Origin of the sequence: Bradyrhizobium sp. ma5 (assembly GCF_042258955.1) — a bacterium.
Lineage (GTDB): Bacteria > Pseudomonadota > Alphaproteobacteria > Rhizobiales > Xanthobacteraceae > Bradyrhizobium.
The window spans coordinates 6,549,092-6,574,117 of the sequence record NZ_CP170156.1 but is presented as its reverse complement, the minus strand read 5'-3'; the positions used below and the strand labels follow the sequence as shown (position 1 = coordinate 6,574,117).

Annotated in this window: 25 protein-coding genes; 10 read left to right on the top strand and 15 right to left on the bottom strand. The window is 64.7% G+C overall.

Going from position 1 to position 25,026, the window contains the following annotated elements; translation table 11 throughout:
• Positions 1-166: 166 nt before the first annotated feature.
• A complete protein-coding gene (locus tag ACE103_RS31020) occupies positions 167-1,996 on the bottom strand; it encodes an aminopeptidase P family protein (RefSeq protein WP_375776145.1) in 1,830 nt (609 codons plus the stop codon).
• A gap of 187 nt (positions 1,997-2,183) precedes the next feature.
• On the opposite strand from ACE103_RS31020, the gene ACE103_RS31015 reads away from it, so the two are divergent.
• On the top strand, positions 2,184-2,369 hold the full coding sequence (locus tag ACE103_RS31015; protein ID WP_223975455.1) for a hypothetical protein: 186 nt from the start codon (positions 2,184-2,186) through the stop codon (positions 2,367-2,369).
• Positions 2,370-2,376: 7 nt separating this feature from the next.
• Here the strand turns inward: ACE103_RS31015 and ACE103_RS31010 are convergent, their stop codons facing one another.
• The 3 genes from ACE103_RS31010 to ACE103_RS31000 form a co-directional block, all read right to left on the bottom strand.
• Positions 2,377-2,643 (bottom strand): hypothetical protein, encoded by a 267-nt coding sequence (locus ACE103_RS31010; RefSeq protein ID WP_223975456.1) that lies wholly within the window; start codon positions 2,641-2,643, stop codon positions 2,377-2,379.
• Positions 2,644-2,728: 85 nt separating this feature from the next.
• Positions 2,729-3,181, bottom strand: a complete 453-nt coding sequence (locus ACE103_RS31005) for a hypothetical protein (protein WP_375776144.1) — start codon at positions 3,179-3,181, stop codon at positions 2,729-2,731.
• A gap of 52 nt (positions 3,182-3,233) precedes the next feature.
• Entirely contained in the window at positions 3,234-4,118 is an 885-nt protein-coding gene (locus ACE103_RS31000; RefSeq protein WP_375776143.1) for a 50S ribosomal protein L11 methyltransferase, read from the bottom strand.
• A 170-nt stretch (positions 4,119-4,288) separates the two neighbouring features.
• Here ACE103_RS31000 and ACE103_RS30995 point away from each other — a divergent pair, with 170 nt between their 5' ends.
• Positions 4,289-4,453, top strand: a complete 165-nt coding sequence (locus ACE103_RS30995; protein ID WP_223975461.1) for a Flp family type IVb pilin — start codon at positions 4,289-4,291, stop codon at positions 4,451-4,453.
• 270 nt (positions 4,454-4,723) lie between these two features.
• Here ACE103_RS30995 and ACE103_RS30990 read toward each other — a convergent pair whose 3' ends face one another.
• Complete coding sequence (locus ACE103_RS30990) at positions 4,724-6,331, bottom strand: phytoene desaturase family protein (RefSeq protein WP_375776142.1); 1,608 nt, start codon at positions 6,329-6,331, stop codon at positions 4,724-4,726.
• A 182-nt stretch (positions 6,332-6,513) separates the two neighbouring features.
• Between ACE103_RS30990 and ACE103_RS30985 the strand changes: the two genes are divergently transcribed.
• The 3 genes from ACE103_RS30985 to ACE103_RS30975 all read left to right on the top strand — a co-directional run bounded on the left by ACE103_RS30985 (position 6,514) and on the right by ACE103_RS30975 (position 10,004).
• Positions 6,514-7,227 (top strand): hypothetical protein, encoded by a 714-nt coding sequence (locus tag ACE103_RS30985; RefSeq protein WP_375776141.1) that lies wholly within the window; start codon positions 6,514-6,516, stop codon positions 7,225-7,227.
• 6 nt (positions 7,228-7,233) lie between these two features.
• Positions 7,234-7,629 (top strand): DUF6915 family protein, encoded by a 396-nt coding sequence (locus ACE103_RS30980; RefSeq protein ID WP_375776140.1) that lies wholly within the window; start codon positions 7,234-7,236, stop codon positions 7,627-7,629.
• A gap of 110 nt (positions 7,630-7,739) precedes the next feature.
• Positions 7,740-10,004: a spermidine synthase gene (locus tag ACE103_RS30975; protein WP_375776139.1), complete on the top strand. Its 2,265-nt coding sequence runs from the start codon at positions 7,740-7,742 to the stop codon at positions 10,002-10,004.
• A gap of 3 nt (positions 10,005-10,007) precedes the next feature.
• Here the strand turns inward: ACE103_RS30975 and ACE103_RS30970 are convergent, their stop codons facing one another.
• Entirely contained in the window at positions 10,008-10,595 is a 588-nt protein-coding gene (locus ACE103_RS30970) for a TetR/AcrR family transcriptional regulator (RefSeq protein ID WP_375776138.1), read from the bottom strand.
• A 140-nt stretch (positions 10,596-10,735) separates the two neighbouring features.
• Here ACE103_RS30970 and ACE103_RS30965 point away from each other — a divergent pair, with 140 nt between their 5' ends.
• Positions 10,736-11,293 carry a DUF308 domain-containing protein gene (locus tag ACE103_RS30965; protein ID WP_375776137.1) on the top strand — a complete coding sequence of 186 codons (558 nt, stop codon included), beginning with the start codon at positions 10,736-10,738 and terminating at the stop codon, positions 11,291-11,293.
• A gap of 48 nt (positions 11,294-11,341) precedes the next feature.
• Here ACE103_RS30965 and ACE103_RS30960 read toward each other — a convergent pair whose 3' ends face one another.
• The gene (locus tag ACE103_RS30960) at positions 11,342-12,187 is read right to left on the bottom strand and encodes an alpha/beta hydrolase (RefSeq protein ID WP_375776136.1); all 846 of its coding nucleotides are present in this window, start codon (positions 12,185-12,187) and stop codon (positions 11,342-11,344) included.
• 262 nt (positions 12,188-12,449) lie between these two features.
• A complete protein-coding gene (locus tag ACE103_RS30955) occupies positions 12,450-13,244 on the bottom strand; it encodes a L,D-transpeptidase (RefSeq protein ID WP_375776135.1) in 795 nt (264 codons plus the stop codon).
• 285 nt (positions 13,245-13,529) lie between these two features.
• Here ACE103_RS30955 and ACE103_RS30950 point away from each other — a divergent pair, with 285 nt between their 5' ends.
• Positions 13,530-13,859: a hypothetical protein gene (locus ACE103_RS30950; protein ID WP_375776134.1), complete on the top strand. Its 330-nt coding sequence runs from the start codon at positions 13,530-13,532 to the stop codon at positions 13,857-13,859.
• 125 nt (positions 13,860-13,984) lie between these two features.
• Here ACE103_RS30950 and ACE103_RS30945 read toward each other — a convergent pair whose 3' ends face one another.
• The 5 genes from ACE103_RS30945 to ACE103_RS30925 all read right to left on the bottom strand — a co-directional run bounded on the left by ACE103_RS30945 (position 13,985) and on the right by ACE103_RS30925 (position 19,949).
• Positions 13,985-14,746 (bottom strand): ABC transporter permease, encoded by a 762-nt coding sequence (locus ACE103_RS30945; protein ID WP_244069794.1) that lies wholly within the window; start codon positions 14,744-14,746, stop codon positions 13,985-13,987.
• Complete coding sequence (locus tag ACE103_RS30940; RefSeq protein ID WP_375776133.1) at positions 14,743-15,666, bottom strand: ABC transporter ATP-binding protein; 924 nt, start codon at positions 15,664-15,666, stop codon at positions 14,743-14,745. The genes ACE103_RS30945 and ACE103_RS30940 overlap by 4 nt, the downstream gene beginning before the upstream one ends.
• 511 nt (positions 15,667-16,177) lie before the next feature.
• Positions 16,178-16,870 (bottom strand): OmpA family protein, encoded by a 693-nt coding sequence (locus ACE103_RS30935; RefSeq protein ID WP_375776132.1) that lies wholly within the window; start codon positions 16,868-16,870, stop codon positions 16,178-16,180.
• Entirely contained in the window at positions 16,867-17,280 is a 414-nt protein-coding gene (locus ACE103_RS30930) for a hypothetical protein (protein ID WP_097674553.1), read from the bottom strand. The genes ACE103_RS30935 and ACE103_RS30930 overlap by 4 nt, the downstream gene beginning before the upstream one ends.
• A gap of 89 nt (positions 17,281-17,369) precedes the next feature.
• A complete protein-coding gene (locus ACE103_RS30925; protein ID WP_375776131.1) occupies positions 17,370-19,949 on the bottom strand; it encodes an ATP-dependent helicase in 2,580 nt (859 codons plus the stop codon).
• Positions 19,950-20,243: 294 nt separating this feature from the next.
• Between ACE103_RS30925 and ACE103_RS30920 the strand changes: the two genes are divergently transcribed.
• Entirely contained in the window at positions 20,244-20,417 is a 174-nt protein-coding gene (locus ACE103_RS30920; protein WP_212310518.1) for a DUF1328 domain-containing protein, read from the top strand.
• 237 nt (positions 20,418-20,654) lie between these two features.
• Here the strand turns inward: ACE103_RS30920 and ACE103_RS30915 are convergent, their stop codons facing one another.
• A complete protein-coding gene (locus tag ACE103_RS30915) occupies positions 20,655-21,170 on the bottom strand; it encodes a thioesterase family protein (protein ID WP_375776130.1) in 516 nt (171 codons plus the stop codon).
• Between the two features lie 130 nt (positions 21,171-21,300).
• On the opposite strand from ACE103_RS30915, the gene ACE103_RS30910 reads away from it, so the two are divergent.
• Positions 21,301-22,725, top strand: coding sequence for an FAD-binding oxidoreductase (locus ACE103_RS30910; RefSeq protein WP_375776129.1), 1,425 nt, complete (start codon positions 21,301-21,303; stop codon positions 22,723-22,725).
• A gap of 34 nt (positions 22,726-22,759) precedes the next feature.
• Positions 22,760-23,152: a hypothetical protein gene (locus ACE103_RS30905; protein ID WP_375776128.1), complete on the top strand. Its 393-nt coding sequence runs from the start codon at positions 22,760-22,762 to the stop codon at positions 23,150-23,152.
• Between the two features lie 90 nt (positions 23,153-23,242).
• Here ACE103_RS30905 and ACE103_RS30900 read toward each other — a convergent pair whose 3' ends face one another.
• Complete coding sequence (locus ACE103_RS30900) at positions 23,243-24,931, bottom strand: SulP family inorganic anion transporter (RefSeq protein WP_375776127.1); 1,689 nt, start codon at positions 24,929-24,931, stop codon at positions 23,243-23,245.
• Positions 24,932-25,026: the final 95 nt, after the last annotated feature.

Here is a 25,026-nt window from a genome sequence, read left to right as displayed (position 1 = left end):
TCAGCCGCAAATTCCACTGTCGTCCTCCGCGAAAGCGGGGGACCCAGTATTCCAGAGGCAGGCGTATTTGAACCGATGGGCCGCGGCGTACTGGATCCCCCGCTTTCGCGGGGGATGACACCGAGTACCGGGATGACACCGAATGTGTGGACGCTTGAGCGCGCCGCTACGTCAGCGCCGCCGTTGCCTCATCCAGCCACAGCTTCGTGGCATTGTCATCGAGATGCGGACGCACCACGCGGGCGACGCGGGCGTGGTAGTCGTTGAGCCAGCTCAATTCGCCTTCGCTCAGCATGCTGACCTCGATCAGGCGGCGATCGATCGGCGCCAGGGTCAGGGTCTCGAATGCGTTGACCGGCTTCTCGGCGCCGGCAATGTCGGTGCCGATCACCAGCTCGAGGTTCTCGATCCGGATGCCATAGGCGTCGGTCTTGTAGTACCCGGGCTCGTTGGACAGGATCATGCCGCGCTTCAGCGGTGTGGTGCCGAGCTTCGAGATCCGCGCCGGCCCTTCATGGACGCTGAGATAGCTGCCGACGCCGTGGCCGGTGCCGTGCTCGAAATCGATGCCGGCCTGCCAGAGATGTTGCCGCGCGAAGCTGTCGAGCTGTGCGCCGGTGGTGCCGTCGGGGAAGACCGCGCGGGCAATCGCGATATGGCCGCGCAGCACGCGGGTGAAGCGGTCGCGCATCTCGTCGGTCGGCTGGCCGATCGCGATGGTGCGAGTGACGTCGGTGGTGCCGTCCTCATATTGCGCGCCGGAATCGATCAGCAGGAGATCGCCGGGCGCGATGCGGCGGTTGCTCTTGCGCGTCACGCGATAATGCACGATGGCGCCGTTCGGTCCGGTGCCGGCGATGGTTGGGAACGAGACGTCCTTCAGCGCGCCGGTCTGGCGGCGGAAGGTTTCCAGCGCCTCGACGGTGTCGATCTCGGTGAGGTGGCCGGAGGGCGCCTCGCGGTCGACCCAGGCGAGGAAGCGCACGAGCGCCACCGCGTCGCGCTGGTGCGCCGTGCGCGTGCCGTCGATCTCGGTGAGGTTCTTGACCGCCTTCAACAGGCTGACCGGATCGCTGCCGCGCACCGGCTTGCCGCCGGCGCCGGAGATCTGCCGGCTCAACGCGTCGGCCGCGGTCGCGCTGTCGAGTGCGATCGAGGCGCCGCGTTTGGCGAGCTCGGTGAGCTTCGGTGTCAGCGCCTCCGGCTCCTCGACATCGGCGGATTGCTCGAGATGGTCGCGGGTCGCGTTGGACAGCTTGCGGTGATCGATGAACACCAGCGGCCGGCCTTCCTTCGGCACCAGCGCGTAGGACAGCGGCAGCGGCGTGTGCGAGACGTCGGCGCCGCGGATGTTGAAGGTCCAGGCCACCGCGTGGCTATCGGAGAGCACCAGCGCATCGACGCCGAGCTTGTTGATCTCGAGCCGGATGCGCTTCAGCTTCTCGGCCTCGATCTCGCCGGAAAACTGCGCGCCGTGGATGGCGACCGGGCCGAGCGGCGGTGCCGGTCGTTCGTGCCAGATCGTATCGACCGGGTTGCCGTCGACGGCGACCAGCTCGGCGCCGGCCTTGGCGCAGGCCGCTGCCAGCCGTTCGGCTGCCGCAGAAGTGTGCAGCCACGGGTCAAATCCTAGGCGGTCGCCGGCTGCCAGATGTCGGGTCAGCCAGTGCTCCGGCGGCGGATCGACCAGCGGCTCGACCTGCCAGGCCTTGCGGTCGACCTGCTTGCCGGCCTGCAGCGTGTAGCGTCCGTCGACGAACAAGGCGGCTTCCTTGCTCAGCACGATCGCGAGCCCGGCCGATCCGGTGAAGCCGGTCAGCCAGGCAAGCCGCTCCTCGGACGCCGCAACATACTCATTCTGCTGCTGATCGGCGCGCGGAACCACAAACCCGGTCAGCTTGCGCCGCGCCAATTCCTCGCGCAGTGCACTCAAGCGCGCGGTCAGCGCCACGCCGCCTTCGGGCTCTTCGAACGTCTGGAAATGGGCTTCGAACATCGCCTTTGCACTCTCTTCGGATGCAGCATGATCTTCGCGCCGACGCGCTGAGGCATGACCACATTTTTGGCATTACTTATGCTTGAATCATGGCATAGTTGAAGTGACTGGACGATGTCCACCATCGACGGTCAAGCGTACGGGGGGTGTCCAGGAGTGTCTCAACTCAACGGTGAGGAGAAGCACGATGCCTGCATTCACGTTTGAGAAGATCTCGCCGCCGGTCCCCCGCGGCCCGATCCCTCCGATCGAACAGAAGCAGCGTGGCGTTATCGTGCAGATGCTAGACCGTTTGGTCGCGGCGCGGGCCAGGCGCGCAGCCGGTCAGGACAACGTCGAGACGCCCGGCCGCGATTCTGAGCCATCCGCCTAGCATTCCTTTAATCGTCGTGACGCTGGCCGAGGTACACGCCTCGGTCCCGGTCTTCGTACTCCAGAGGATACGATCCGCTCGGCCAGCCACGCTCGCGACCGCCGCTGCGCAGCCGCAGCCGGTTGTCATGCCTCCCGATCGCATAATCGCGATAGGACTCGCCAGCATGGCTGCGGCCGCTGACGGGACGGAAGCCGGCCCCTTCATTGGCGACCGCCGGAGACACGACGGTGAGGATCGCCGCAATTGTCAAAGCGCGAACCGTACGTTTCATGCACATGGTCTCCCTTGCCAAGATTCCGGACCAACGCTTGATGATACCTGCCGTTGCAAGGCTTTAGTCCTTGCCCCTTTGGCGACTATTCCAGGTCGGACGCCTTCGCCACGGTTACGTTGACGACCCTGGTGCCCTCGAGTTCACGCATGATCCGCTCATCGGAGCCGACGACACCCAGATCGAATTCGCGCTCCGCCGTCAGCAGCGTGATGCGCTGACCGACGATCACGACGACGGTCATGTCGAGCGCCTCGCCGGATATCGCCCATTCCCTGAGCTCATTGCGAAACGGCTGCCTGCGCCAGGCATCCGGGAAGCCCGGATCGCATCTGACCTCGAGCCCGTCGTCCGACGTGGTCAGGACGAGCTTCGATCGGGAGGGCTTCCAGTGCTCCTCCAAAAGCTCGTTGACCAGCCAGACGCAGCCGAACGCGCGGCACTCCGCCGGCCGGCTCGGATAGATCCGGCAGCCGTGCCCCGGCCTGCAATGCGCACACCATGCGTTGGCCGGCTTCGCCAGCGCCTCGATCGCCATCACCTTGCAGCAGAGCGTGCAGTCGCCGCACTTTCTGCCGGCGCCGGTCATTTCACCTGACCGAGCGCAGCAGCAGGCTGCTCCAGCCCTCGATCTTCAGATGCCGCAGCGGCACCAGCCCGCGGGCGCGATAGGCAGCAATGACCGCCGGCGCCTGATGCGTCAGCAAGCCCGAGAGGATGACCTGAGCGGACGACGCGAGGTGCCGGGCCATCGGCCCCGCCAGCTGGCGCAGCGGATTGGCCAGGATGTTGGCGAGCACCAGATCGAACGGCCCGTCCTCGACAAACCGCGGCGACGCAAAGCCGGTGGCACGGATCACATCCACCAGGTGTCCTGCCCCGTTCAGCCGGGCGTTCTCCTCTGCGACCTTGACCGACGGCGGGTCGATGTCGCTCGCCAGCACCTTGCGATGTTGCGCCTTGGCGGCGGCGATCCCCAGCACGCCGGTCCCGGTGCCGAGATCGAGCACCCGGCGGGGCTGATAGGCCTTCAGCACGTGGTCGAGCAGCAGCAGGCAACCGCGCGTGGTGCCGTGATGGCCGGTGCCGAAGGCGAGCGCCGCTTCGATCTCGATCCCGAGCTTGTTCGGAGGTATCCTGTGCCGGTCATGCTGGCCGTGGACGATAAACCGGCCGGCTGCGACCGGGACCAGGTCTTCCAGGCTGGCCTTGACCCAGTCTTTCGCCTCGATGGTGTCAAATACCAAAGTCGATGCGACATCCTGCCGCACGGCTTGGCCGACCTGCTCGCGCAGCAAGATCTGGTCCGGCGCCTCGGCAAAATGGACGGTGACGTCCCAGCGGCCATCCGGCCGCTCGAAGGCGGCAAAAGCCGCCTGATCCTCGAAAAACAGCTCGGACAGCGTGTCGACCACGCGCTTTGCGGTCGATTCGTCTGGAAGGGTGACGCTGGCGCGGTGTGTGGATGGGGTCATCGGAGGCCGGTAGCGCGGTTTTTGTTAAAATTTCAACCCGTATTCAATCGAATTTCGCGAGAATCGATAGGTTCCCGATTCAGGCAACTTTAGATTTCACCGTAGTAGTACCGGTTCCGGAACAGGGAACTCCCCGGTTCCAAGGCATCACAACCCAGGGCAGGGCTGCAATGAAGACTCTTTTCGTTAGATTCTTGAAGAATGAAGCCGGCGCGACCGCCATCGAATACGGACTGATCGCGACCGGTATCGCCATCGCCATCATCGCTGCGGTGAATGGCGTCGGCACCAACTTGAGCGGGACGTTCAACACGGTCGCCAGCTCGCTCAAGTAATTTCGCAGACGGCGTTCTCGAGCAAGCACCGGGCAACGAGGCCCGGTGTTTTCTTTTTGACAGGTTGTCCACAGCGCCTCACGTAGCCTGTCCACAAGACATACAGCCTCGTCCCGGGGTTGTCGGCCTCTGTTCCACAGGCAGTCCACCGGAATACTCACCGATTGTCCCGCTAGGGGACACCAGGTCTGACCACGGTCGACCCACAGCTTCTCAACAGACATGTCCACAGCTTGCCACGCCATCGGCGCGCCCGGTGCGTCCTCCGCCCTATGTGAACAGCGCGCGATGGTCGGCGAGCACGGCCCGCGCGGCGTTATGCCCGGGGGCGCCGGTGACCCCGCCGCCCGGATGGGCCCCGGAACCGCAATGGTAGAGACCGCGCAGCGGTCCGCGGTAATCGGCATGGCCGAGCATCGGGCGCGCCGAGAACAGCTGGTTCAAGGTCAGCGCACCGTGGAAGATGTCGCCGCCGAGCAGGCCGAACTGCCGCTCGAGGTCGAGCGGCGACAGGATCTGGCGGCCGATCACACTGCCCGCGAAGCCGGGGGCGTAATTATCGACGGTTGCGATCATGAGATCGGCGACCTCATCGCGATGATCGTCCCATGATTTGCCGTCGGGCAATTGCGGCGCGACGTGCTGGCAGAACAGGCTCGCGACGTGCTGGCCCGGCGGGCTCAAACTGTCGTCGAGCGTCGAGGGGAGCAAAACCTCAACGACCGGCGCGCGGCTCCAGCCGGACTCACGCGCATCGCGCCAGGCGCGATCCATGTAGCCGAGACCAGGCGCGATGATGATGCCCGCAGTGAGGTGATCGCCGGTGCCGGGCAGCGCGGTGAACGAGGGCAGGGTATCAAGCGCCACGTTCATCCTGAACGTCCCGGAGCCGTTCTGCCATCGCGCGATGCGCGTGCGGAATTCGCTTGCCAGCGCGCTCTCCGGCACCAGGCGCGTGTAGAGCAGCTTCGGGTTGACGTTGGAGACGACATACCTGGCGCGCACCGTCTCGCCATTGTCGAGGATGACCCCTAGGGCGCGATCCTTCTCGACGATCACCTCGCGGACACCAGCATCGGTTTCGATCTCGACGCCATGGCTGCGCGCGGCGCTTGCCATCGCCTGGGTGATCGCGCCCATGCCGCCGATCGCGTGGCCCCAGACGCCCTTCTTGCCGTTCACCTCGCCGAACGCATGGTGCAGCATCACATAGGCCGAGCCGGCCGCGTAGGGGCTGGCATAGTTTCCGACGATGGCGTCGAAGCCGAACAGCGCCTTGACGAGGTCGTTCTCGAAACGCTCGTCGAGCATCTCGCCGGCCGAGCGTGTGAACAGGTCGAGCAGATTGCGCTGCTGCTCGAGTGATAGCCGCCGCAGGATGTTGGCGGTACCGAGTGCGTTGAAGGCTTCACTCATGGCACCGAGGCCAAAACCCTCGACCAGGTTCGGCGGCGCGCGCAGCACGAACTGGCGCAGCACATCGGCGATGGCTTCGAGCTCCCCCGAGAACACGCCGATTGTCGCCGCGTCCCGCTGGCTGAGTTTTGCGACCGACTGCTGGGTGCGGCCTTCGCCGGTTAGCAGATAACTGCCGTCGGGTGCGGGCAGGAAGTTCTGAGCGCGGCGCTCGACGATTTTGAGGCCGTGATCGGCAAGTTTCAGGTCGGAGATGATTTGCGGATTGAGCAGGCTCACCGTGTAGGCGGCGACCGAATTGCGGAAGCCCGGACAGAACTCTTCGGTGACGGCGGCGCCGCCCACCACCTTGCGGCGCTCGACGACCCTGACCTTGAGCCCGGCCATCGCGAGATAGGCCGCGCAGGTGAGGCCGTTGTGCCCCGCACCGATGATGACGACGTCGACTTCATGATTGGACATGGTGCTTCTATAGGCCGGATGATCTCATCCGGCCACCGTCCGCGATGCGCTCGCATCCGGCGGGTCACAAAACCGTACCGATCCGGATACGATAATTCGACCGCGATGGTGCGGGCCGTGAGCCCCCCAGCGGGCAGGCAGGGCGCCTCGTTCGTTCCGTGTTGCCAAGCCGTGGAGTGCAAATGCCGTTTGTTTTTGATCAAACTCAAATCGAGTGGCCCGACGACGATTCCGAACTGCCGCCGCCGCGTGCCGACCAGTTCGTCTATCTGCCGGCGCCGGAATATGGCGGCCAACACGACCCCGTTCATTTTTCCCTGGACGTTCCGCCCGAACCGCCAGCGCCGGACAAGGTGCCACTTTCGCGACCAAGCCTGTGGGATCGCCTGCGTGGCCGCAAATCTCCGGCTGCGCCAAATCCGCAGGCGACGGCAGCCTGGCATGCCGCACGCACCACGCAGGCCGTCTTTGTCCGGCAGCGGTTGCTCGCTGCGGTCGTTCCGGTGCTCGCCGATCTTGGCGTGCGGCAGCTCTACTGCCGCTATGACGGCGGCAACGACGAGGGATTCACCTGGCTCGAGAGTGCCACGCTTCAGGACGGCACGCGCATCGACACCGCTGCACTGGTCGATCAACTCGTCGCGCGCAAGCTGCTCGACCGGCTGGTCGCGCGCGGGGTGACGCGCCGGTTCGACGAGAGGAGCGAGCACGACCAGATCGGCTCCTTTGTTCACGACTGGCTGTGCACGGAGTTTGCGACCATGCTGCTCGGCAGCGGCTATGGCACCGGCGAGCATGTTCTGTACGGCGCGTTCACGGTCGATCTCGACGCGGGCACCGTGACCGACGACCCCGCCGCCGATGCGGTCACAAGCAACGTCGAGATCACGAGGTAGCCTGCGATGGCGCATCCCCATCATCATGCCGTGCGTTCCGCGCGCCTGTTCGGCGGTGTTGCCGAGGATTACCTGCCGATCCACGACTGGTTCGACGAGAGCAAGGCGCATCTCGCCGACGTGCGACACCGCGCGCTGCGTCACCACAGCGAAGGCATCTTCCTCTGCGAGAAGATCTTCGGTGCGACGCTGGCCAACAGCGCCGGCAAGCAGGTGCCGGTGCGGACGGTCGGCGAGCAGCACGTCAAGGACGATCTCGGCTGGATCCCCTCGGTCAAGGATTGGCTGCAACATCTGGAAATGCAGCCGTGGATGGGACGAACGCCGTTCCGGCCGCAGACGGACGAAGCTGCGCCGCTCACCGGCGCCGCAAGTCCGGCCGATGATGTCGTGAGAGGCTGAACCGCTCAAGCGATTGGCATCGGTGGCCGTGTTGCCCGCTGCGTGGCGCTATGATTCAATGCAATGCATCTGCCCGGTGTTGATCTGCCGGATCGTGACCGGGAGTATTCATGTCGTCTGAGCCGTCCGCCTCGCGAAACCGGCTGGTGCTGGTTGTCTACACCGCCGCGATCTTCGTCAGCGCGTTGTTGCTGTTCTCGGTGCAGCCGCTATTCACCAAGATGGTGCTGCCGCGGCTCGGCGGCTCGCCGGCAGTGTGGTCGGTGGCGATGGTGTTCTTCCAGTCGCTGCTGCTCGGCGGCTACGCCTACGCGCATCTGCTGATGAAGCTGAACAGCCGTGTAGTGCCGATCGTGGTGCATCTCGTGCTGCTCGTCGTCGCGCTGCTGACATTGCCGCTCTCGATCAAAAGCGGCTGGGGCGAGCCGCCGACCTCGGGCTACGCGGTCTGGCTGCTCGGCCTGTTCGCGGTCTCGATCGGCCTGCCGTTCTTCGCGCTCGCAGCCAACAATCCGCTTTTGCAGGCTTGGTTCGTGCGCACCGGCCACCCCAACGGGCCCGACCCATATTTTCTCTATGCGTCGTCGAACATCGGCAGCTTCCTGGCGCTGCTGTCCTATCCGGTGCTGCTCGAGCCGATGTTCACATTGCGCACCCAGAACCTGATCTGGACCAGCGGCTATGGTCTGCTGATCGTTCTGATCGCAGGCTGCGGCGTGCTGCTGTTGCGCTCGCCGGCCTATGCCGCTGCACGCAATATGCAAGTCGATGATGCCGATGCGCCGGCGCCGTCCTGGTCGCGGCGGGCGCGCTGGATCTTCCTGGCTGCCGTGCCGTCCGGCCTCTTGATCGCGGTGACGGCGCATATCTCGACCGACGTCGCGGCCGCTCCCTTGCTCTGGGTGCTGCCGCTGTCGCTGTATCTGTTGACCTGGGTGCTGGTGTTCCAGTCGCGGCCGCTGCTGCCGCACAAATGGATGCTGCTGGCGCAGCCGCTGGCGATCGCCGGCGTCGTGATCCTGCTCGCGGTCGGCGGCGAGCAGAACCTGCTGCTCACGCTCGGCGGCCATCAGCTCTGCTTCTTCATCATCGCGATGGCCTGCCATGGCGAGCTCGCGCGCACCCGCCCCGCGGCGAAATATCTCACCGGCTTCTATGTCGCGCTGTCGTTTGGAGGCATGGTCGGCGGCCTGTTCGCGGGACTGATCGCGCCGTTCACCTTCTCGTGGATCGCCGAATATCCGATCCTGCTGGCGCTCGCGGCGCTGTGCCGTCCGCCCGGCGGCGCGGAGCGGCTGCCGCGCTGGAGCGCCTGGTACTGGCCGTTCCTTGCCGTGCTCGCGGTGGCGCTGATCGCGCCGAGCTATTCGGCCGGCGACATCTTCAACTGGTTCGACGACCACCGGGTATGGGTGATCGGCGCCGTCGGCGTGCTCTCGGCGCTGCTCGCGCTCGCACTGAATGCCAACCGCTGGAAGATCTTCGCCACCGTCGTGGTCGCGCTGGTGGTGCTGCGCGTCTATCCATCGGACGATGGCCGCGTCGAAACCGTGCGCAGCTTCTTCGGCGTGCACAAGATCGTGGTGACGCCGAACGGGCAATATCACGTGCTGATGCACGGCACCACGATCCATGGCGCCGAGAAGTTCAAGAACGACGACGGCACGCCGGTCACCGGAAGGCCGGAACCGATCAGCTACTATCACAAGGATGGCGGCATCGGGCGGGCCATCACAGCAATCCGCGAGCGCAAGGGCGCGCCGCTGAAGGTGGCTGTCATCGGCCTCGGCTCAGGGACGCTGACTTGTTCATCGCTCCCGGGCGAGGACTGGCGATTCTTCGAGATCGACCAGTCGATGGTCGATACCGCGCGCGACCCGAAATACTTCACCTACATCCAGAGCTGCGAGCCGAATCTGAAGCCCGTGATCGGCGACGCCCGGCTGACCTTCGCCAAGGAGCCGGACGGCGTCTACGACCTCATCATCGTCGACGCCTATTCGTCGGACGCGATCCCGATCCATCTCGCGACCGAGGAGGCGATGGCGATCTACAAGGAGAAGCTGGCGCCGCAGGGCGCGGTCGTGATGCACGTCTCCAACCGGCATCTTGAACTGGCCAGCGTCGTGGTCGGCATTGCGGACGCAAACGACATGAAGAGCTGGGTCTACAGCGAGGATTCCGGCCGCGACAACGAGTACATCTTCTCGACCTCGGTCGTGGTCTCCGCGCGCGAGGACGCCGATGTCGGCAAGCTCGCATCATCAGACGTCTGGACCGAGACCGATGCCAACGAGAAGCAGCGGGTCTGGACCGACGACTATTCGAACGTGCTGGGCGCGGTGTACCGGCGTCTGCGAGACGGCGAGCAGTAGGCTCTAGCGGTTCGCGACCAGCAGCTTCGCGATCTCTGAGCTGACGATCGCGGTGAACAGTTCGGGGTCGTTGAACGCCCTCGCCGAGAGCATGGCTCCGTGAACCGACGCCATCAGCATTTGAGCTTCCTGTTCCGGCTGATTGTCCAGCCGGAACAGCCGCTGCTCTGCGCCTGCTCCCAGCACCGACGCAAGCCATCGCGCAAGATGATGGAAATGAGCGCGGACGCGCGATGCGACCTCGTCCGGCAACATCGGCATCTCGCCGGCAAGCATCGCGCAGACGCAGAACGGCAGCGCGGCATCTCGAATGCACGCCTGCCAGAAGCTCGCATAGGACTGCAGTTGGTCGACCGGGCTGGCGGACTGCTCCTGAAGCGCCTTCAGGCCCAGCTCGGTCTGCTGGCGGTAGCGATCGACCAGCGCCGAAACCAGCTCGGCCTTGGTCGGGAAGTGATGGTGGATGCTCGCCTTCCTGATGCCGATCGCGTCCGAGATGTCGGCATAGCTGAACCCGTTATAGCCTCCCGCGACGATGAGAGACTGCGCGACATCGAGAATCCGCTCTGAAGTCGAAATCATTGAGCTCATGGCGGGCCGCCTACCTTCCGGTAGGTAAGTTGTCAAGGCGGAGGGGTGCACCTGTTCGACACAAGAAGGTGTCCCTACGCCCGATTGACCTGAGATGTTTGTCTACCTACTAGTAGGTATGTAAACATGGGAGTTAATCGATGCAAAGCCGACTTTCGGCCCAATCCAGCTGGCTGCAATCCTACTATTTCGGGCGCGCGATCTTCTCGATCGCCTGGGTTGTTGCCGCCGTTCTTTTCAGCGGGCAAGCGGGCCCTGCCTCATTCCTGCTCGTGATCTACCCGGCATGGGACGCCATCGCCAATCTGGCGGACGGGCGGGTCAACGGCGGCCTGAAGGCCAACCCGTCCCAGGCATTGAATGTCGCGGTCAGCGCGATCACGACGATCGCCGTGATCGTGGCGGTCGGCCGCGACACCTATGCCGTTCTGGCGGTGTTCGGGGTTTGGGCGATCCTCGCGGGCGTGCTGCAATTGTCCACCGGCGTCAGGCGCTGGCGTCACGTTGGCGCGCAATGGGCGATGATCCTGAGCGGTGCGCAGTCGGCGCTGGCCGGCGGCTACATGATCAGCCGGTCGATCGGCACCGTGGCGCCGACGATTCTGGACGTCGCGCCCTATGCGGGATTCGGCGCGTTCTATTTCCTGCTTTCGGCGATCTGGCTCGTTGCGAGGGCCCATCGCAGCGCCCGTGCGTAGGCGCCGCCTGGCAGCATCGAAGAGCGCCAGTCGACGTCTGCGCGATAGCTATTTCTTCTCCGGTGCTGTCGTCGCGGAGGCGGGTGTCGACGCGGCGAGCAGCGGCATCGTCGGCGTGGTCTCGCCGGCGTCCTCGTCAAGGAATTGCTCGACGCCCGCCTGGATCGACGATTTCGCGCTGTCGGGGCCGCGGTCGCTGAGGTCGTTGTGGTGGAATTCGGTCCTGACCACCTTGATGCCGAGCCTGGCGCAGGTTTCGTCGTCAGGCACGACGCCCGGATCGGCCTTGAACACTGGGTCCCTGGAGCGGAACGACAGGATCTTGATCTTGCTGTCGGTGATGAAGGGGACGCGCAGATTGTCCAGCGTCACGACCTTCTTGACGAGGTCAGGATGCTGCCTGGCGAAGAACATCGAGATGTCGCCGCCGTTGGAGTGACCGATCAGCGTCAGCGCGCGATAGTTTGCGTTCGGATAGAGTTTCTTCAGCTCGTCGATCGCATACATGATGTTGAAGACGCCGCGATTATATTGCATCCGGCGGCCGACATATTCCTCGCCGACCTTGGTCACCATCGGCGTATCGGTGTCGAGATCATGCTGGATGCTGACGACGAGATAGCCGCGTGAGGCGAACACGTTGGTGAGGAACGAGTACTCGGTGTTCCTGACGGTGTTGCCGTGGCTCAGGATCGCGACCGGCAGCTCGATCATCTCGGCCATCGCCTGCATTTGCCGGTCGCGCCGGACCGCGACCTCGACCGTGACGTTGCGGTCGTCGCGCAGGACGTCGTGGAACGTCAGCGTCGTGTGACGGATGGCCCATCTGTCCGTCGTGAAATAACCGGCCATCGCCACGATGCACAGGCAAAGGACAATGATGCCCCGTTTCATGTCGACCTCTGATATTGCCTACGCGACCCGCGCTTCTCGCCCTGGCTTCATGGGGCATTCCGCGTGAATCGGCCTCCAAGGGCCAAGGCGGGCGCTCTTGCCGCCGAATATCGGGGTAATTTTACAATCAGATGACAGCGCGACAACGGGCCACGGCGGACGGCGACACAGGCGTTTTGCGGCGGTCACAAGCGGGTGAGGGGAGCGTGAACTGACGGCGCGCTGCTTGCGGCGCCGTCAGCCGATCGGGAGAGACTGCGTCTCAGTCTTGATAGTTGTTGCCGTAGAAGCCGCGCTGCTGCTGGTAGTACGGCCGCGGCTGATAATTGCCTTGCGGCGCCGCCGCGTAGCCCTGGTTGCCGTAGTATTGCTGCTGGCCATAGGCCTGCGCGTCGTAGACGCGGCGGCTTGACGGGGGCGCCGGGTAGCGCTGCGCGGTCGAGCTGCCGTCAGCCGGATAAATGTAGCCGTCGTCGACGCGGGCCTGTGCCGCCGGATATTCGCGCGGTTGCGGTGTCAGGACGACAGGGTCGCCGGCGGCGGCGGTGCCATACTGCTCGTCCTGCTGCGGCGCGCGGCGGGCGACCGCGGTGCCGTTGCGCCCGCGCGGATTGCGCGCCAGCGCGACCTGCGCCGAACCGGTCAGCGTCACCGTGGTGTTGAGCACGCCTTCCTTCTGGACCAGGGCGTAGAGCGTCGATGCGTTGTCGCGCGACAGCCGCACGCAGCCATGCGAGGCCGGCGTGCCGAGGCGGCCGACCGAGTCGGTGCCGTGGATCGCGTGCCCGATCTTGGTGAAGAAGATCGAATGCGGCATCGGCGCGTCGTCGAATTCCTTGGAGTAGTGATCCTCTTCCATGCGGAAGGCGCGGAAGGTGCCGTTCGGCGTTTCGCGCGAGGGGATGCCGCTCGAGACCGGCCAGTGATAGCGCGCGACGCCGTCGACCGCGACGGTCATCTGCTGGTTGTCCTTGTCGATGGTGATATCGACCTTGGCCTGCGCGGCGCCGGCCGTGAAAAGCATCACGGAAGTGAACGCAATGAGGAACGAACGCATTTTACCTTTGGCCTCCAGGCCCGATCGCAGTAGCGGCTCTCCGTCCCCGCAACCAATATGCACGGAATCCGAATTTGGTTCCAGTTGCGGACCCGTGCATCGTTAATCCCCCGCGCGGCACAAACAAGGCCGAAGCCGGGCCGGACCGTCACGGCGGACTGACATTTTCGCGAGCAGGCCGCGGCAACGGCCGCGGCCGGTCACCGCGACGCAACCATTTGGCCGCATGGGCGTTTCACAATCCCGCCCCGGCGGCGCATTCGCGTCGCGCATCAAGGAACCAAGATGAACAACACCAAGGTTAAGACCGCGGCCGTCATCCCGGCCGGCCTCTCCGCGCGGCTCCTGCTTGCGGCCGCAGCCCTCGCTTTGGCGCTGGTGACTTTCCCCCATGCCGGCCATGCCCAGGGCATCGTCCGCGGGGCTCATGAAGGCGCCTATGAGGGTAATCGGGCCGCCGGTCCGATAGGCGGCGTGGTCGGCGGGGCCGTCGGCGCCGGCGTCGGCGGCGCCATGGGTGCGGTCAAGGGCGTGTTCGGTATCCCGGATCGCGGCTACCGCCGCGGCCACCGCTGCCGCGGCTATTACCGCCACGGCCATTTCCATTGCTATTGAGTGGCATCGTCATTCCGGGGCATGCGAAGCACGAACCCGGAATCTCGAGGTGATGGCGCGAGATTCCCCGATGCGCAATCGCGCATCTGGGGTTGGGCGCGCCCCGGACCGACTTGCTTCGCAAGTCAGTTCTTCAGCCGGTAGCCGGTCCTGAAGATCCAGGCCACGATCACCATGCAGGCGATCAGGAAGCCCGCGGTCATGCCGAGGCTGAGCCCGACGCTGACATCGGCGATCTCGTAGAAGCTCCAGCGGAAGCCGGAGATCAGATAGACCACTGGATTGAACAGCGTGAGCGTGCGCCAGCCCGACGGCAGCATGTTTACCGAGTAGAAGCTGCCGCCGAGGAAGGTCAGCGGCGTCACCACCAGCATCGGGATCATCTGCAGCTTCTCGAAGCCGTCGGCCCAGATGCCTATGATGAAGCCGAACAGGCTGAAGGTGACGGCCGTCAGCACCAGGAAGGTCAGCATCCACACCGGATGCTGGATATGCAGAGGTACGAAAAGTCCGGCGGTGGCGAGGATGATCAGGCCGAGGATGATCGACTTGGTGGCGGCCGCGCCGACATAGCCGATGACGATCTCGAAATAGGAGATCGGCGCCGACAGGATCTCGTAGATCGTGCCGGCGAATTTCGGGAAGTAGATGCCGAATGAGGCGTTCGAGATGCTCTGGGTCAGCACCGACAGCATCACGAGCCCCGGCACGATGAAGGTGCCGTAGCTGACGCCCTCGACCTCGGTGATGCGCGAACCGATCGCGGCGCCGAACACCACGAAATACAGCGAGGTCGAAACCACAGGCGAGACGATGCTCTGCAGCAGCGTGCGCCAGGTGCGCGCCATTTCGAACAGATAGATCGCCTGGATTGCGCGGTAGTTCATGGCGCCCTCACGAGGCTGACGAAGATGTCTTCGAGGGAGCTCTGCCTGGTATCGAGATCGGAGATCCGGACGCCGGCATTGCGCAGATCGTTGAGCAGGCTGGTGATGCCGGTGCGATCGCCCTTGGTGTCGTAGTCGTAGGTCACCGCGTGCCCGTCGTCGGACAATTCGAGATTGTAGGCGGCGAGCGCAGCCGGAATGGCGTCGAGCTTGTTCTGCAATTGCAGCGTCAGCTCCTTCTTGCCAAGTTTCTGCATCAAGGTCGCCTTGTCCTCGATCAGGACGATCTCGCCCTTGTTGATGACGCCGATGCGGTCGGCCATCTCCTCGGCTTCTTCGATGTAATGCGTGGTCAGGATGATGGTGACGCCGGCCGCCTGCAGCGTGCGGACCACTTCCCACATCCCCTTGCGCAATTCGACGTCGACACCGGCGGTGGGTTCGTCGAGGAACAGGATCTGCGGCTCGTGCGACAGCGCCTTGGCGATCATCACACGGCGCTTCATGCCGCCGGACAGCGTGATGATCTTGCTGTCCTTCTTGTCCCACAGCGACAGGTCCTTGAGCACCTTTTCGATATGGTCGGGGTTCTTCGGCTTGCCGAACAGGCCGCGGCTGAAGCTGACGGTTGCCCAGACCGTCTCGAAGGCATCGGTGTGCAGTTCCTGCGGAACCAGCCCGATCATCGACCGCGCCGCGCGATAATCGGCGATGATGTCGTGTCCGCCGATCGAAATGCGGCCCTCGCTCGGATTGGCGATGCCGCAGATGATGCTGATCAGCGTGGTCTTGCCGGCGCCGTTCGGCCCGAGCAGCGCGAAGATCTCGCCTTTGACGATATCGAGATTGATGCCCTTCAGCGCCTTGAAGCCGGAGCCATAGGTCTTTGACAGATTGGATACGGAAATGATCGGCGACATGGAGGATCGGAAGCGTGAGGGAAGGGGCGCGCGGATTGAAGCCCGGGCGCGCGGGGGCGTGATGCGGGTTCAGCCCAGATATGAACGCATATTCCGTTCTGCAATCACCCGCGGGAGCAGAAATTTATTCCGCAGCGTGTGCCCTGACGGGCAGTTCGACCAATGCAACCATGTGAAGGTCCTCAAGTCGCCGGCAACGTCGGGGACGGCCTTCAGTTCGGTCAGTGTCCTGGGACAGGACAATGCCTGTCCATCCTCGCTGAGGCGTCTGCACGATTTCTGGATAATGGAAGAATGCCGGTGAGTTGCCCGACGAGTCAAGTTTGCCGTGGCAGCCGGCAGCCGCCGGCTACTTTGCATGGGGTTGTTTTCGATATTTTGGCCGGGCGCTCCCGCGACGGCAGACTATCGCATCCGGCTACGTCGGAAAGCTCGCCAGTGCCGTGTGCGATAACCCTGCCCGCGGGCAGGAGAGGGGACGCAGTTCCGACGCCCCCGCGATTCGATCCAATCAGTGCCGCTTTGCCGGTTTCGCCGGCTTTTTGGCGGCGGCCGCCGGGGCGGCGTGCACGGGCGGCGCGGTATCGGCGACCTTGCCGACCAGCATGATCTGCACCTGGTTGTTGACCGGCGCGTTGGGGCGGGCGGGGTCGAGCAATTGCTCTTCGCCGAGCCCGACCGACTGCAGGCGCTTCGCCGTGATCTTGAAGGTGTTGACCAGGATGTCGCGGATCGCGTCGGCGCGCCGCTGGCTCAGCAGCACATTGTTCTCGCGCCGTCCGGTCGATTCGATGTGACCGACGATCAGGAAGGTGTAGGGCAACAGCGAAGAGTGCGTCAGCGCATCGGCAATGCGCCCGACGGATTGGTAGGAGTCGGGCAGCACGATCGGCGTGTCGACATCAAACTGGATGTCGGCATTGAATGTCGGCAGGTTGGTCAGGTCGGGGGCGATCGGCGGCCGCTTTTGCGGCGGTGGCTCGTTCTTCGATCGCGACCGCGATCGTTCCAGCACCTGCTGGCGCAATGCCGGGACATCGATCGTGGCGTCAGTCTCATAGTGATTCAGCTTGGCGATGACGTCATCGCGCGTGACGGCGGTTTGCGCCTGAGCTGGCGCAAGCGGCATCGCCAGCAAGACCAGCGTGCCAAGCACGCCCAAAAGGCCAGGATCGCGCAAGCCTCGCGTCTTCAGGCGAATCATTGATACCCCGCGTCATTGATCGCCTGGGCGCAATTGCGGCTGAGGCCCTTGGCGGTGACGAGGCAGGGCACCGATTTGCTGGTCTCCTTGGTCGAGCCGCCGCAGACCTTGACGATCTCGCGGGTGCATACGTTGGCAACCGTCACGCGCGCCGCGATCCGCTTCTGGATCGCATCGAGGGTGGAGAAGTAGCTCTCCTTGCACTGCGGCGAGATCACGTCGCGGTTGCGCGACAGGCACTCCTTGAGGCGGTTGGAGTCGAGATTGACGCCGCGGCAATTGGCGGTGATGTCGGCGCCGCAGGCCTTGGCGAGCTGCGCGGCGGAATCGCCAAAGCTGATCGTCTCCGCGACCGCCAGCGACGGCGCAGTGAGCGCGATGACAAAAAGGAAAAACCCACCCCGGACCATGGGGCCATCTCAACCCGTGAAATCAGCGATGGTCAAGAGCTACGAACAGAGAAGGTCATCCAGGAAGGCCGGCAAGGAAAGCCGCTGTGTCACGCCCGTTCTACAAAACTGTCGACCACCTTCTTCTCGCCGGCCTTTTCGAAGGCGATGGTCAGCTTGTTGCCGTCGACTTTCACGACATGGCCGTAGCCGAATTTCTGGTGAAACACCCGGTCGTCCAGCGAAAATTCCGACGTCGTGCCCGTGGACTTCGCCACCAGCTCGCCCTCGATCACCATGGGACCGCGCTTGGTGCGATTGAAGCTTTCGGAGGAAAAGGACGATTGCCGCTCCTCGAAGCCGCCGCTGCGTCCCCCGCCGCCGCGATTGCGGTTGGCCTGGGCGCGCTGCCAGCCCGGGGTCGAATAGCTCGAGCCGAATGATTCGAGGTTGTCGAAGCGCGAGGCGCCATAGCCGCCGCTGCCGCCCCAGCCCGAGCCGCCCTTGGATTCGGTGATCTCGACATTGTGCGCCGGCAGCTCGTCGAGGAAGCGCGAAGGGATCGTGGTCGACCAGGTGCCATGGATGCGGCGGTTGGTCGCGAAATAGATTTTGGCGCGGCGGCGGGCGCGGGTCAGCCCGACATGGGCGAGGCGGCGCTCCTCCTCGAGCCCGGCGCGGCCCTGTTCGTCGAGCGTGCGCTGGCTGGGGAACAGGCCTTCCTCCCAGCCCGGCAGGAACACGTTGTCGAATTCGAGGCCCTTGGCCGAATGCAGCGTCATCAGCGACACGGCTTCGTCGCCGGCCTCGCCGTCGCGGTCCATCACCAGCGAGATATGTTCGAGAAATCCTTGCAGGTTCTCGAATTCCTCCATCGATCGCACCAGCTCCTTGAGGTTATCGAGCCTGCCTGCGGCGTCGGCCGAGCGGTCCTTCTGCCACATCTCGGTATAGCCGCTCTCGTCGAGCACGATCTCGGCGAGCTCGGTATGCGAGGTGACCTCGCGCTGGGCGCGCCAGCGGTCGAACTGCATGACGAGATCGCGCAACGACCCGCGCGCCTTCGGCTTCAGCTCGTCGGTCTCGACCACGGCGCGTGCCGCCTCGAACAGCGGAATGCGGCGCTTGCGGGCGTGGTCGTGCAGCAGCTGCACGGTGGCATCGCCGAGCCCCCGTTTCGGCACGTTGACGATGCGCTCGAAGGCGAGATCGTCGGCCGGCGAGTTGATGGTGCGCAAGTATGCCAGCGCGTCGCGGATTTCCGCGCGCTCATAGAATCTGGGGCCGCCGATCACGCGATAGGGCAGGCCGAGCGTGACGAAGCGGTCTTCGAACTCGCGCATCTGGAACGAGGCACGGACCAGGATCGCGACATTGTTGAGGTTTTCGCCCGCGCGCTGCAGCTCCTCGAGCTCCTCGCCGATCGCGCGCGCCTCCTCTTCCGAATCCCAGGAGCCGGTGACGGTGACCTTCTCGCCGTCGACATCCTCGGTGCGCAGCGTCTTGCCGAGCCGGCCCTCATTGTGCGCGATCAGATGCGAGGCCGCGGCCAGGATGTGGCCTGTGGAGCGGTAATTGCGCTCGAGGCGGATCACCTTGGCGCCGGGGAAATCGTGGTCGAAGCGCAGGATGTTGTCGACCTCGGCGCCGCGCCAGCCATAGATCGACTGGTCGTCGTCGCCGACGCAGCAGATGTTTTTCAGTGGCGCCGCATTCTCGGTCATTCCGGGATGCGCTGCAGGCGCAGACCCGGAATCTCGAGATGAGTCCTCATGACCTCTGGATTCCGGGTTCATGCCTTCGGCATGCCCCGGAATGACGGGAGAGGTGATGTCGCCCGGAATGACATCAGCGAGTGATCGCCCCGGCCGCGACGGCGCCTGTGACAGCAGCCGCAGCCACAGATACTGCGCGACGTTGGTGTCCTGATATTCGTCGACCAGGATGAACTTGAAGCGGTTCTGGTACTGCCGGAGCACGTCAGGATTTTCGCGGAACAGCCTGATGTTCTCGAGCAGGAGATCGCCGAAATCGGCCGCGTTGAGGATCTTCAGCCGCTCCTGGTAGGTCGCGTAGATCTTGCCGCCCTTGCCGTTGCCGAACGAGGCGGCTTCGCCCGCCGGCACCTGTGACGGCGACAGCCCGCGGTTCTTCCAGCTGTCGATCAGGCCGGCGAGCATCCGCGCCGGCCAGCGCTTGTCGTCGATGTTCTCGGCCTGCAGCAACTGCTTCAACAGCCGCACCTGGTCGTCGACGTCGAGCACCGTGAAGTTGGATTTGAGCTGCACCAGCTCGGCATGGATGCGCAGGATGCGGCCGCCGATCGAGTGGAAGGTGCCGAGCCACGGCATGCCCTCGACGGCCTGGCCCAGCATCTGGCCGAGCCGCAGCTTCATCTCGCGCGCCGCCTTGTTGGTGAAGGTCACCGACAGGATTTCCTGCGGCCGTGCGCGGCCCTGGCTCAGGATATGCGCGATGCGCGTGGTCAGCACGCGCGTCTTGCCGGTGCCGGCGCCGGCGAGCACCAGCACGGGGCCGTCGAGCGTCTCGACCGCCTCGCGCTGCTCCGGATTGAGGCCGTTGAGATATTGCGGAGCGCCCGCCGCAGCCCGTGCACGCGCGGCGATGCCCCCAGCCACCGGCTGGTGCTCGGGAACGCCGTGATGGGGCAGTTTGCTCGGCTCGGTCATTGGCGAATCGTCTCGGCCCCACGATGGCACCGTGGGACGGTGAAGGGGAGCCTTCTTAACAGGGATTGAAGGCCATATAGGGCCTGATCGGCCGTTTTGACAGGTTTTATCGTCGCCGACAGGAACGGTTTTGGCAGCAGTGCACAACCGGCCCGGTTCCTGAAATCGGCGAAAATTTCGCGGTTTCGCGCTCAGGAACCAGCGTTTCCCCGCAGGATTGTTTCAACAGATGCGGCGCCGGCTAATCGCCCGCGTCAGGAAATCGAACAAGGAAACGAAGCGAGAGGTTTGATCATGTTGAGCTGGGTCGTCACATTCCTGGTCGTCGCCCTGATCGCGGGCATTTTGGGCTTCGGCGGCATCGCCGGCGCCTCGATCGAAATCGCCAAGGCGATCTTCTTCATCGCCATCATCCTGTTCCTGGTGTCGGCGGTGGTCGGATTGGCGCGCGGTAGGACGCGGGTCTAGCGCGATGACGTCGCGTCTAGTCGCGTGGCGGCATCGGAACTGCATTCCCTCTCCCGCTTGCGGGGGAGGGCTAGGGTGGGGGCTCTCTCCACGAGTCGCTTCGCGGAGAGAGCCCCCACCCGGATCGCATCTAACGATGCGATCCGACCTCCCCCGCAAGCGGGAGAGGTGCAGCGAGCCTGCGGCCGGACCGACTGCTGAATCTCTAACGCCATCACACTTTGGCGCAGCGCTGATCTACTTCGAGGGCATCGCCACGTTGCGGCCGATGCCCTCGGGTCGCGGCACGCCCGCATAGCTATCCACGATCTTCTGAGTGCGGGCGCGAATATCAGGCGGAAACGGCGCCACCTTGCGCGCCTCCATGTCGATGTGCAGCGTGAGGTTTTCCGAAGTCGCGGAGAGCCAGCCCTCGGTGGCGTGGCGCAGCTCCTCGAACGTGTGCAGCCGCTTCTCGTCGGCGCCGAGCAGGAAGACCGAGACCTGTACGGGATCGCCGAGATGAATCTCTCTCAGATAGCGGACGTGGCACTCGGCAGTGAAGGTCGAGCAGTGCCGCTCCTTCATGTAGGCTGGCCCGATGCCGAGCTGCAGCCACATCTCGTCGATGGCGCGGTCGAACATCACATTGTAATAGGCCATGTTGAGATGGCCGTTATAGTCGATCCATTGTGGATCGATCTGCATCACGGAAGATTTGAACGGGGCGGCCGGTAGTGGCATCTCGCTCGTGGCAGTCGCTGAAGTCATCATCCGTCCCCGGTTCGTTGGCGTGCGAGCATGAACTTTTCTGTGACTCCGGCGTCCACTTTTTCAAGTCAGGCTCTCTTGACCCCTTATACAAGCTTTGCCACGGTCGGCTAAAGCCGGGAGGAAATTCGACGTGGCGACAACGATTTCGAGCAATCTGACGCGACCTGAGCCGGAGGCCCTGAAGCGCGCGATCGACGCGCTGGCGGCGCGGTTCGGCAACCGGCTCGTGACGTCTTTAGCTGTGCGCGAACAGCACGCCCATACCACCACCTGGCTGCCGACCCAGCCGCCCGACGCAGTGGTGATGGCGCAGGAAACGGCCGACATCCAGGACGTGGTGCGGATCTGCGCCGCCAATCGCGTACCCGTCATCGCCTTCGGCACCGGAACTTCGCTGGAAGGCCAGGTCAACGCGCCCGCTGGCGGCGTCTGCATCGACCTGCGCGACATGAACAACGTGCTCGAGGTGCACGCCGAGGACCTCGACTGTGTGATCCAGCCCGGTGTGACCCGCAAGGCACTGAACGAGCATCTGCGCGACCAGGGCCTGTTCTTCCCGATCGATCCCGGCGCCGATGCCTCGCTCGGCGGCATGACCTCGACCCGCGCCTCCGGCACCAACGCGGTGCGCTACGGCACCATGCGCGAGAACGTGCTGGCGCTGAAGGTGGTGCGCGGCGACGGCGAGATCATCACGACAGGCACCCGCGCCAAGAAGTCGTCGGCCGGTTACGACCTGACGCATCTGTTCATAGGCGCCGAAGGCACGCTCGGCATCATCTCCGAGCTGACCATCCGCCTGCGCGGCATTCCCGACACCATCGCGGCCGCCGCCTGTTCGTTCGAGACCGTGCGGGGCGCCTGCCAGGCCACCATCCTCGCGATCCAGACCGGCATTCCGGTCGCTCGGATCGAGCTGCTCAATGCCGCGCAGGTGAAGGCCTGCAACAATTATTCGAAGCTGTCGCTGCCGGAGACGCCGCTGCTGCTCTTGGAATTCCACGGCAGCGAGGTCGAGGTCGCCGAGCAGTCGAAGAATTTCCGCGACATCGCCGCCGAGTGCGGCGGCGGCGAGTTCACCTGGACCACCAAGCCGGAGGACCGCACCAAGCTGTGGCAGGCCCGGCACGATGCCTATTGGTCGGTCAAGGCGATTCGTCCCGGCGACAGCATCGGCGTGGTCGCAACCGACGTCTGCGTGCCGATCTCGCGGCTTGCCGACTGCGTCACCGAGACCGAGGACGATCTGAAGCGGCTCAATTTGCTGTCGCCGATCGTCGGCCATGTCGGCGACGGCAATTTCCACTGCTCGCTGGTCTGCGACGTCAACAACAGCGACGAGATGGCGCGCGGCGAGGAGTTCATGCATCGGCTGGTCGAACGGGCGCAGGCGATGGGCGGAACCTGCACCGGCGAGCACGGCATCGGCCAGGGCAAGCAGAAATACCTGAAGGCCGAGCTCGGCCCTGAGGCGCTCGACGCGATGCGGGCGCTGAAGCACGCGCTCGATCCGCAGAACATTTTCAATCCCGGCAAGATCGTTCCTGTGGCCTGACGAATCGGATATTCCGGGGCCACAGGACGTTGCGATGTCGTGGTTCAGCAAGGCCAAGCGCAAGGATATTTGGGACGACCCCGTCACGCAGCCGCTCGGCGACATCGAGGCTGCGCAGAGAATCCGTGCGATCTGCCGCGACGCGGCCGGTTGTGCCGAGGCGATCTCTTCGCCCGACATACGCTCGCAGGAGAAGCAGCAGATCGAGCGCGATCGCTACGAGCGTGCCGCCAAGGTCGCGATGAAGACCGCGATGAGGATATCCGACGAGCTGGTGCGGGATTCCGCGGTGCGCGAGATCGTCTGCCTCTGCATGAAGGCTAACAACGTCAAGACCGGGCGGGCGCTGTTCCGCGCCATCCACGCAAACTCGATCAAGGCCGAGGTGCTGAAGGAGCATCCGACGCTCGAGGGCGAGCAGGCTTGAGTTGTTCCGGCTGAGTGGAGAGCCAGTAGCCCGCATGAGCGAAGCGATATGCGGGAACGGTTTTCCCGGGTATCGCTGCGCTCACCCTGGCTACGTCTGCCCGCCGAGCGTGCGGACCGCTTCATCGACGCTGTGGAAGACGTGGTCCCTCGGCAGCACGGCGTAGAGATCGAAGCGCTCGAACGCCTCCTGGGCGCGGGAGGATTCGAGCCGCGCCACCGCCAATGTCACACCGTCATCGCGGCACTCGCGAAACAGGTCGCGCAGCGCCTGCGCCGCCGTGAAATCGATCTCGATCATGCCGCTGGCCTCGATCACCAGCAGTTTCGGCTTGGGTGTCGCGTGGCCGATGGTCTTGAGCACGCCGCCGTGAAAACCTTCCGCGTTGAGGAACGACAACGGGGCCTGTAGGCCGACCACGGCAATGCCGGGCTTGCGCTCGCCGGTGACATGCGGGCCGGTCGGCCACCAGATCGTGGTGCCGGGCACGTGGACGAATTCCACCAGCTGGCCGCGCGTCGTGGTCCAGATGCCGTGCAGCAGCGACAGCGCGATGCCAACGGCGACGCCTTGCTCGATCGGCAGCACGATGATCGCGGCGGCCGTCGCCACCACCAGCAGGAATTCGTAGAACGACTGGCGGAAGATCGCGACGATCTGCTTCACGCGGATGATGCGCAGCGCCACGAACAAGAGGACGCCGCCGAGCGCCGCATCGGGCACGTGCTGCAGCAGCGTCGCACCGAACGCCAGCAGCGCGAGCACGATGGCCGCGGCAAACAGCCCCGAGACCTGCGTGCGCCCGCCGGTCTCCGACACGATGCCGGTGCGCGGCGGGCTGGCGTTGACGGGGAAGGCGCCGAACAGGCCGGCGAGCACGCTGCCGGCTCCGGCGCCGAGGAAGTCGCGATCGACGTCGGCCGGCTTGTCCGGATCGGATAGAAACGAGCGCGTCGTCGCCGCGGTCTGCACCATGACGACGATGGCAATCAGGATCGCCAGCGACAGCAATTTGATCCACCGCTCCGGCGCGATGTCCGGAAGCGATGGCGTCGGCAGCGACCCGGGCACGGTGCCGACCACCTTGACGCCTTTGCTCTCGAGATGGCCGGCGATCACGGCGATGGTGGCCACGACAAGGCCGATCAGTGCGCCCGGAATCCGCGCGCTGATCTTCTCCGATCCGGCAACGAGCGCGAGCACGCCGAGGCCGATCGCCAGTGTGTAGGCATTGGTCTGGCCGATCTTCTCAGTGAGGACCCCGAGCTTGTAGAGCGTCGGCCCGTCCGGGGTGGTCAGTCCGAGCACGCCCGGCAATTGCGAAACCAGGATGTGGACGGAAATGCCGGCGAGGAAGCCGACGGTCACCGGCGTCGACAGCAGATTGGCGATCCAGCCGAGCTTGAACAGGCCGCCCGCGATCATGATCGCACCGACCATCAGCGCCAGCGCCATCGCCAGCGACTGATAGTCGGGCGAGCCAGCGGTCGCCATCAGCGCCAGGCCGGCCGCGAAGATCGGCGTGATGGTGGAATCGGCGCCGCAGGACAGGAAGCGGTTGGCGCCGAACATCGCAAAGCCGAGCGAGCCGGCCATGAAGGCGAAGAAGCCGATCTGCGGCGAGAAGCCACCGAGCCGGGCGGTCGCCATCTGCTCCGGGATCGCGATCGCGGCGAGCGTCAACCCGGCGATCAAATCGCCCGGCAAGTCGCCCGGCCGAAAGCTGGCCAGCGAACGGAAGATCGGCCAGTTGGCGCGTGTCTGATGAACGTCGGCCATCGGTCTCCCGTGAGGATTATGGCGATTCCCCGATAGTCCGATATCGCGCCGGCAAAATCCAGCGCAGTTGGGCCGTGTGCAGCCGCGAAGCAAGT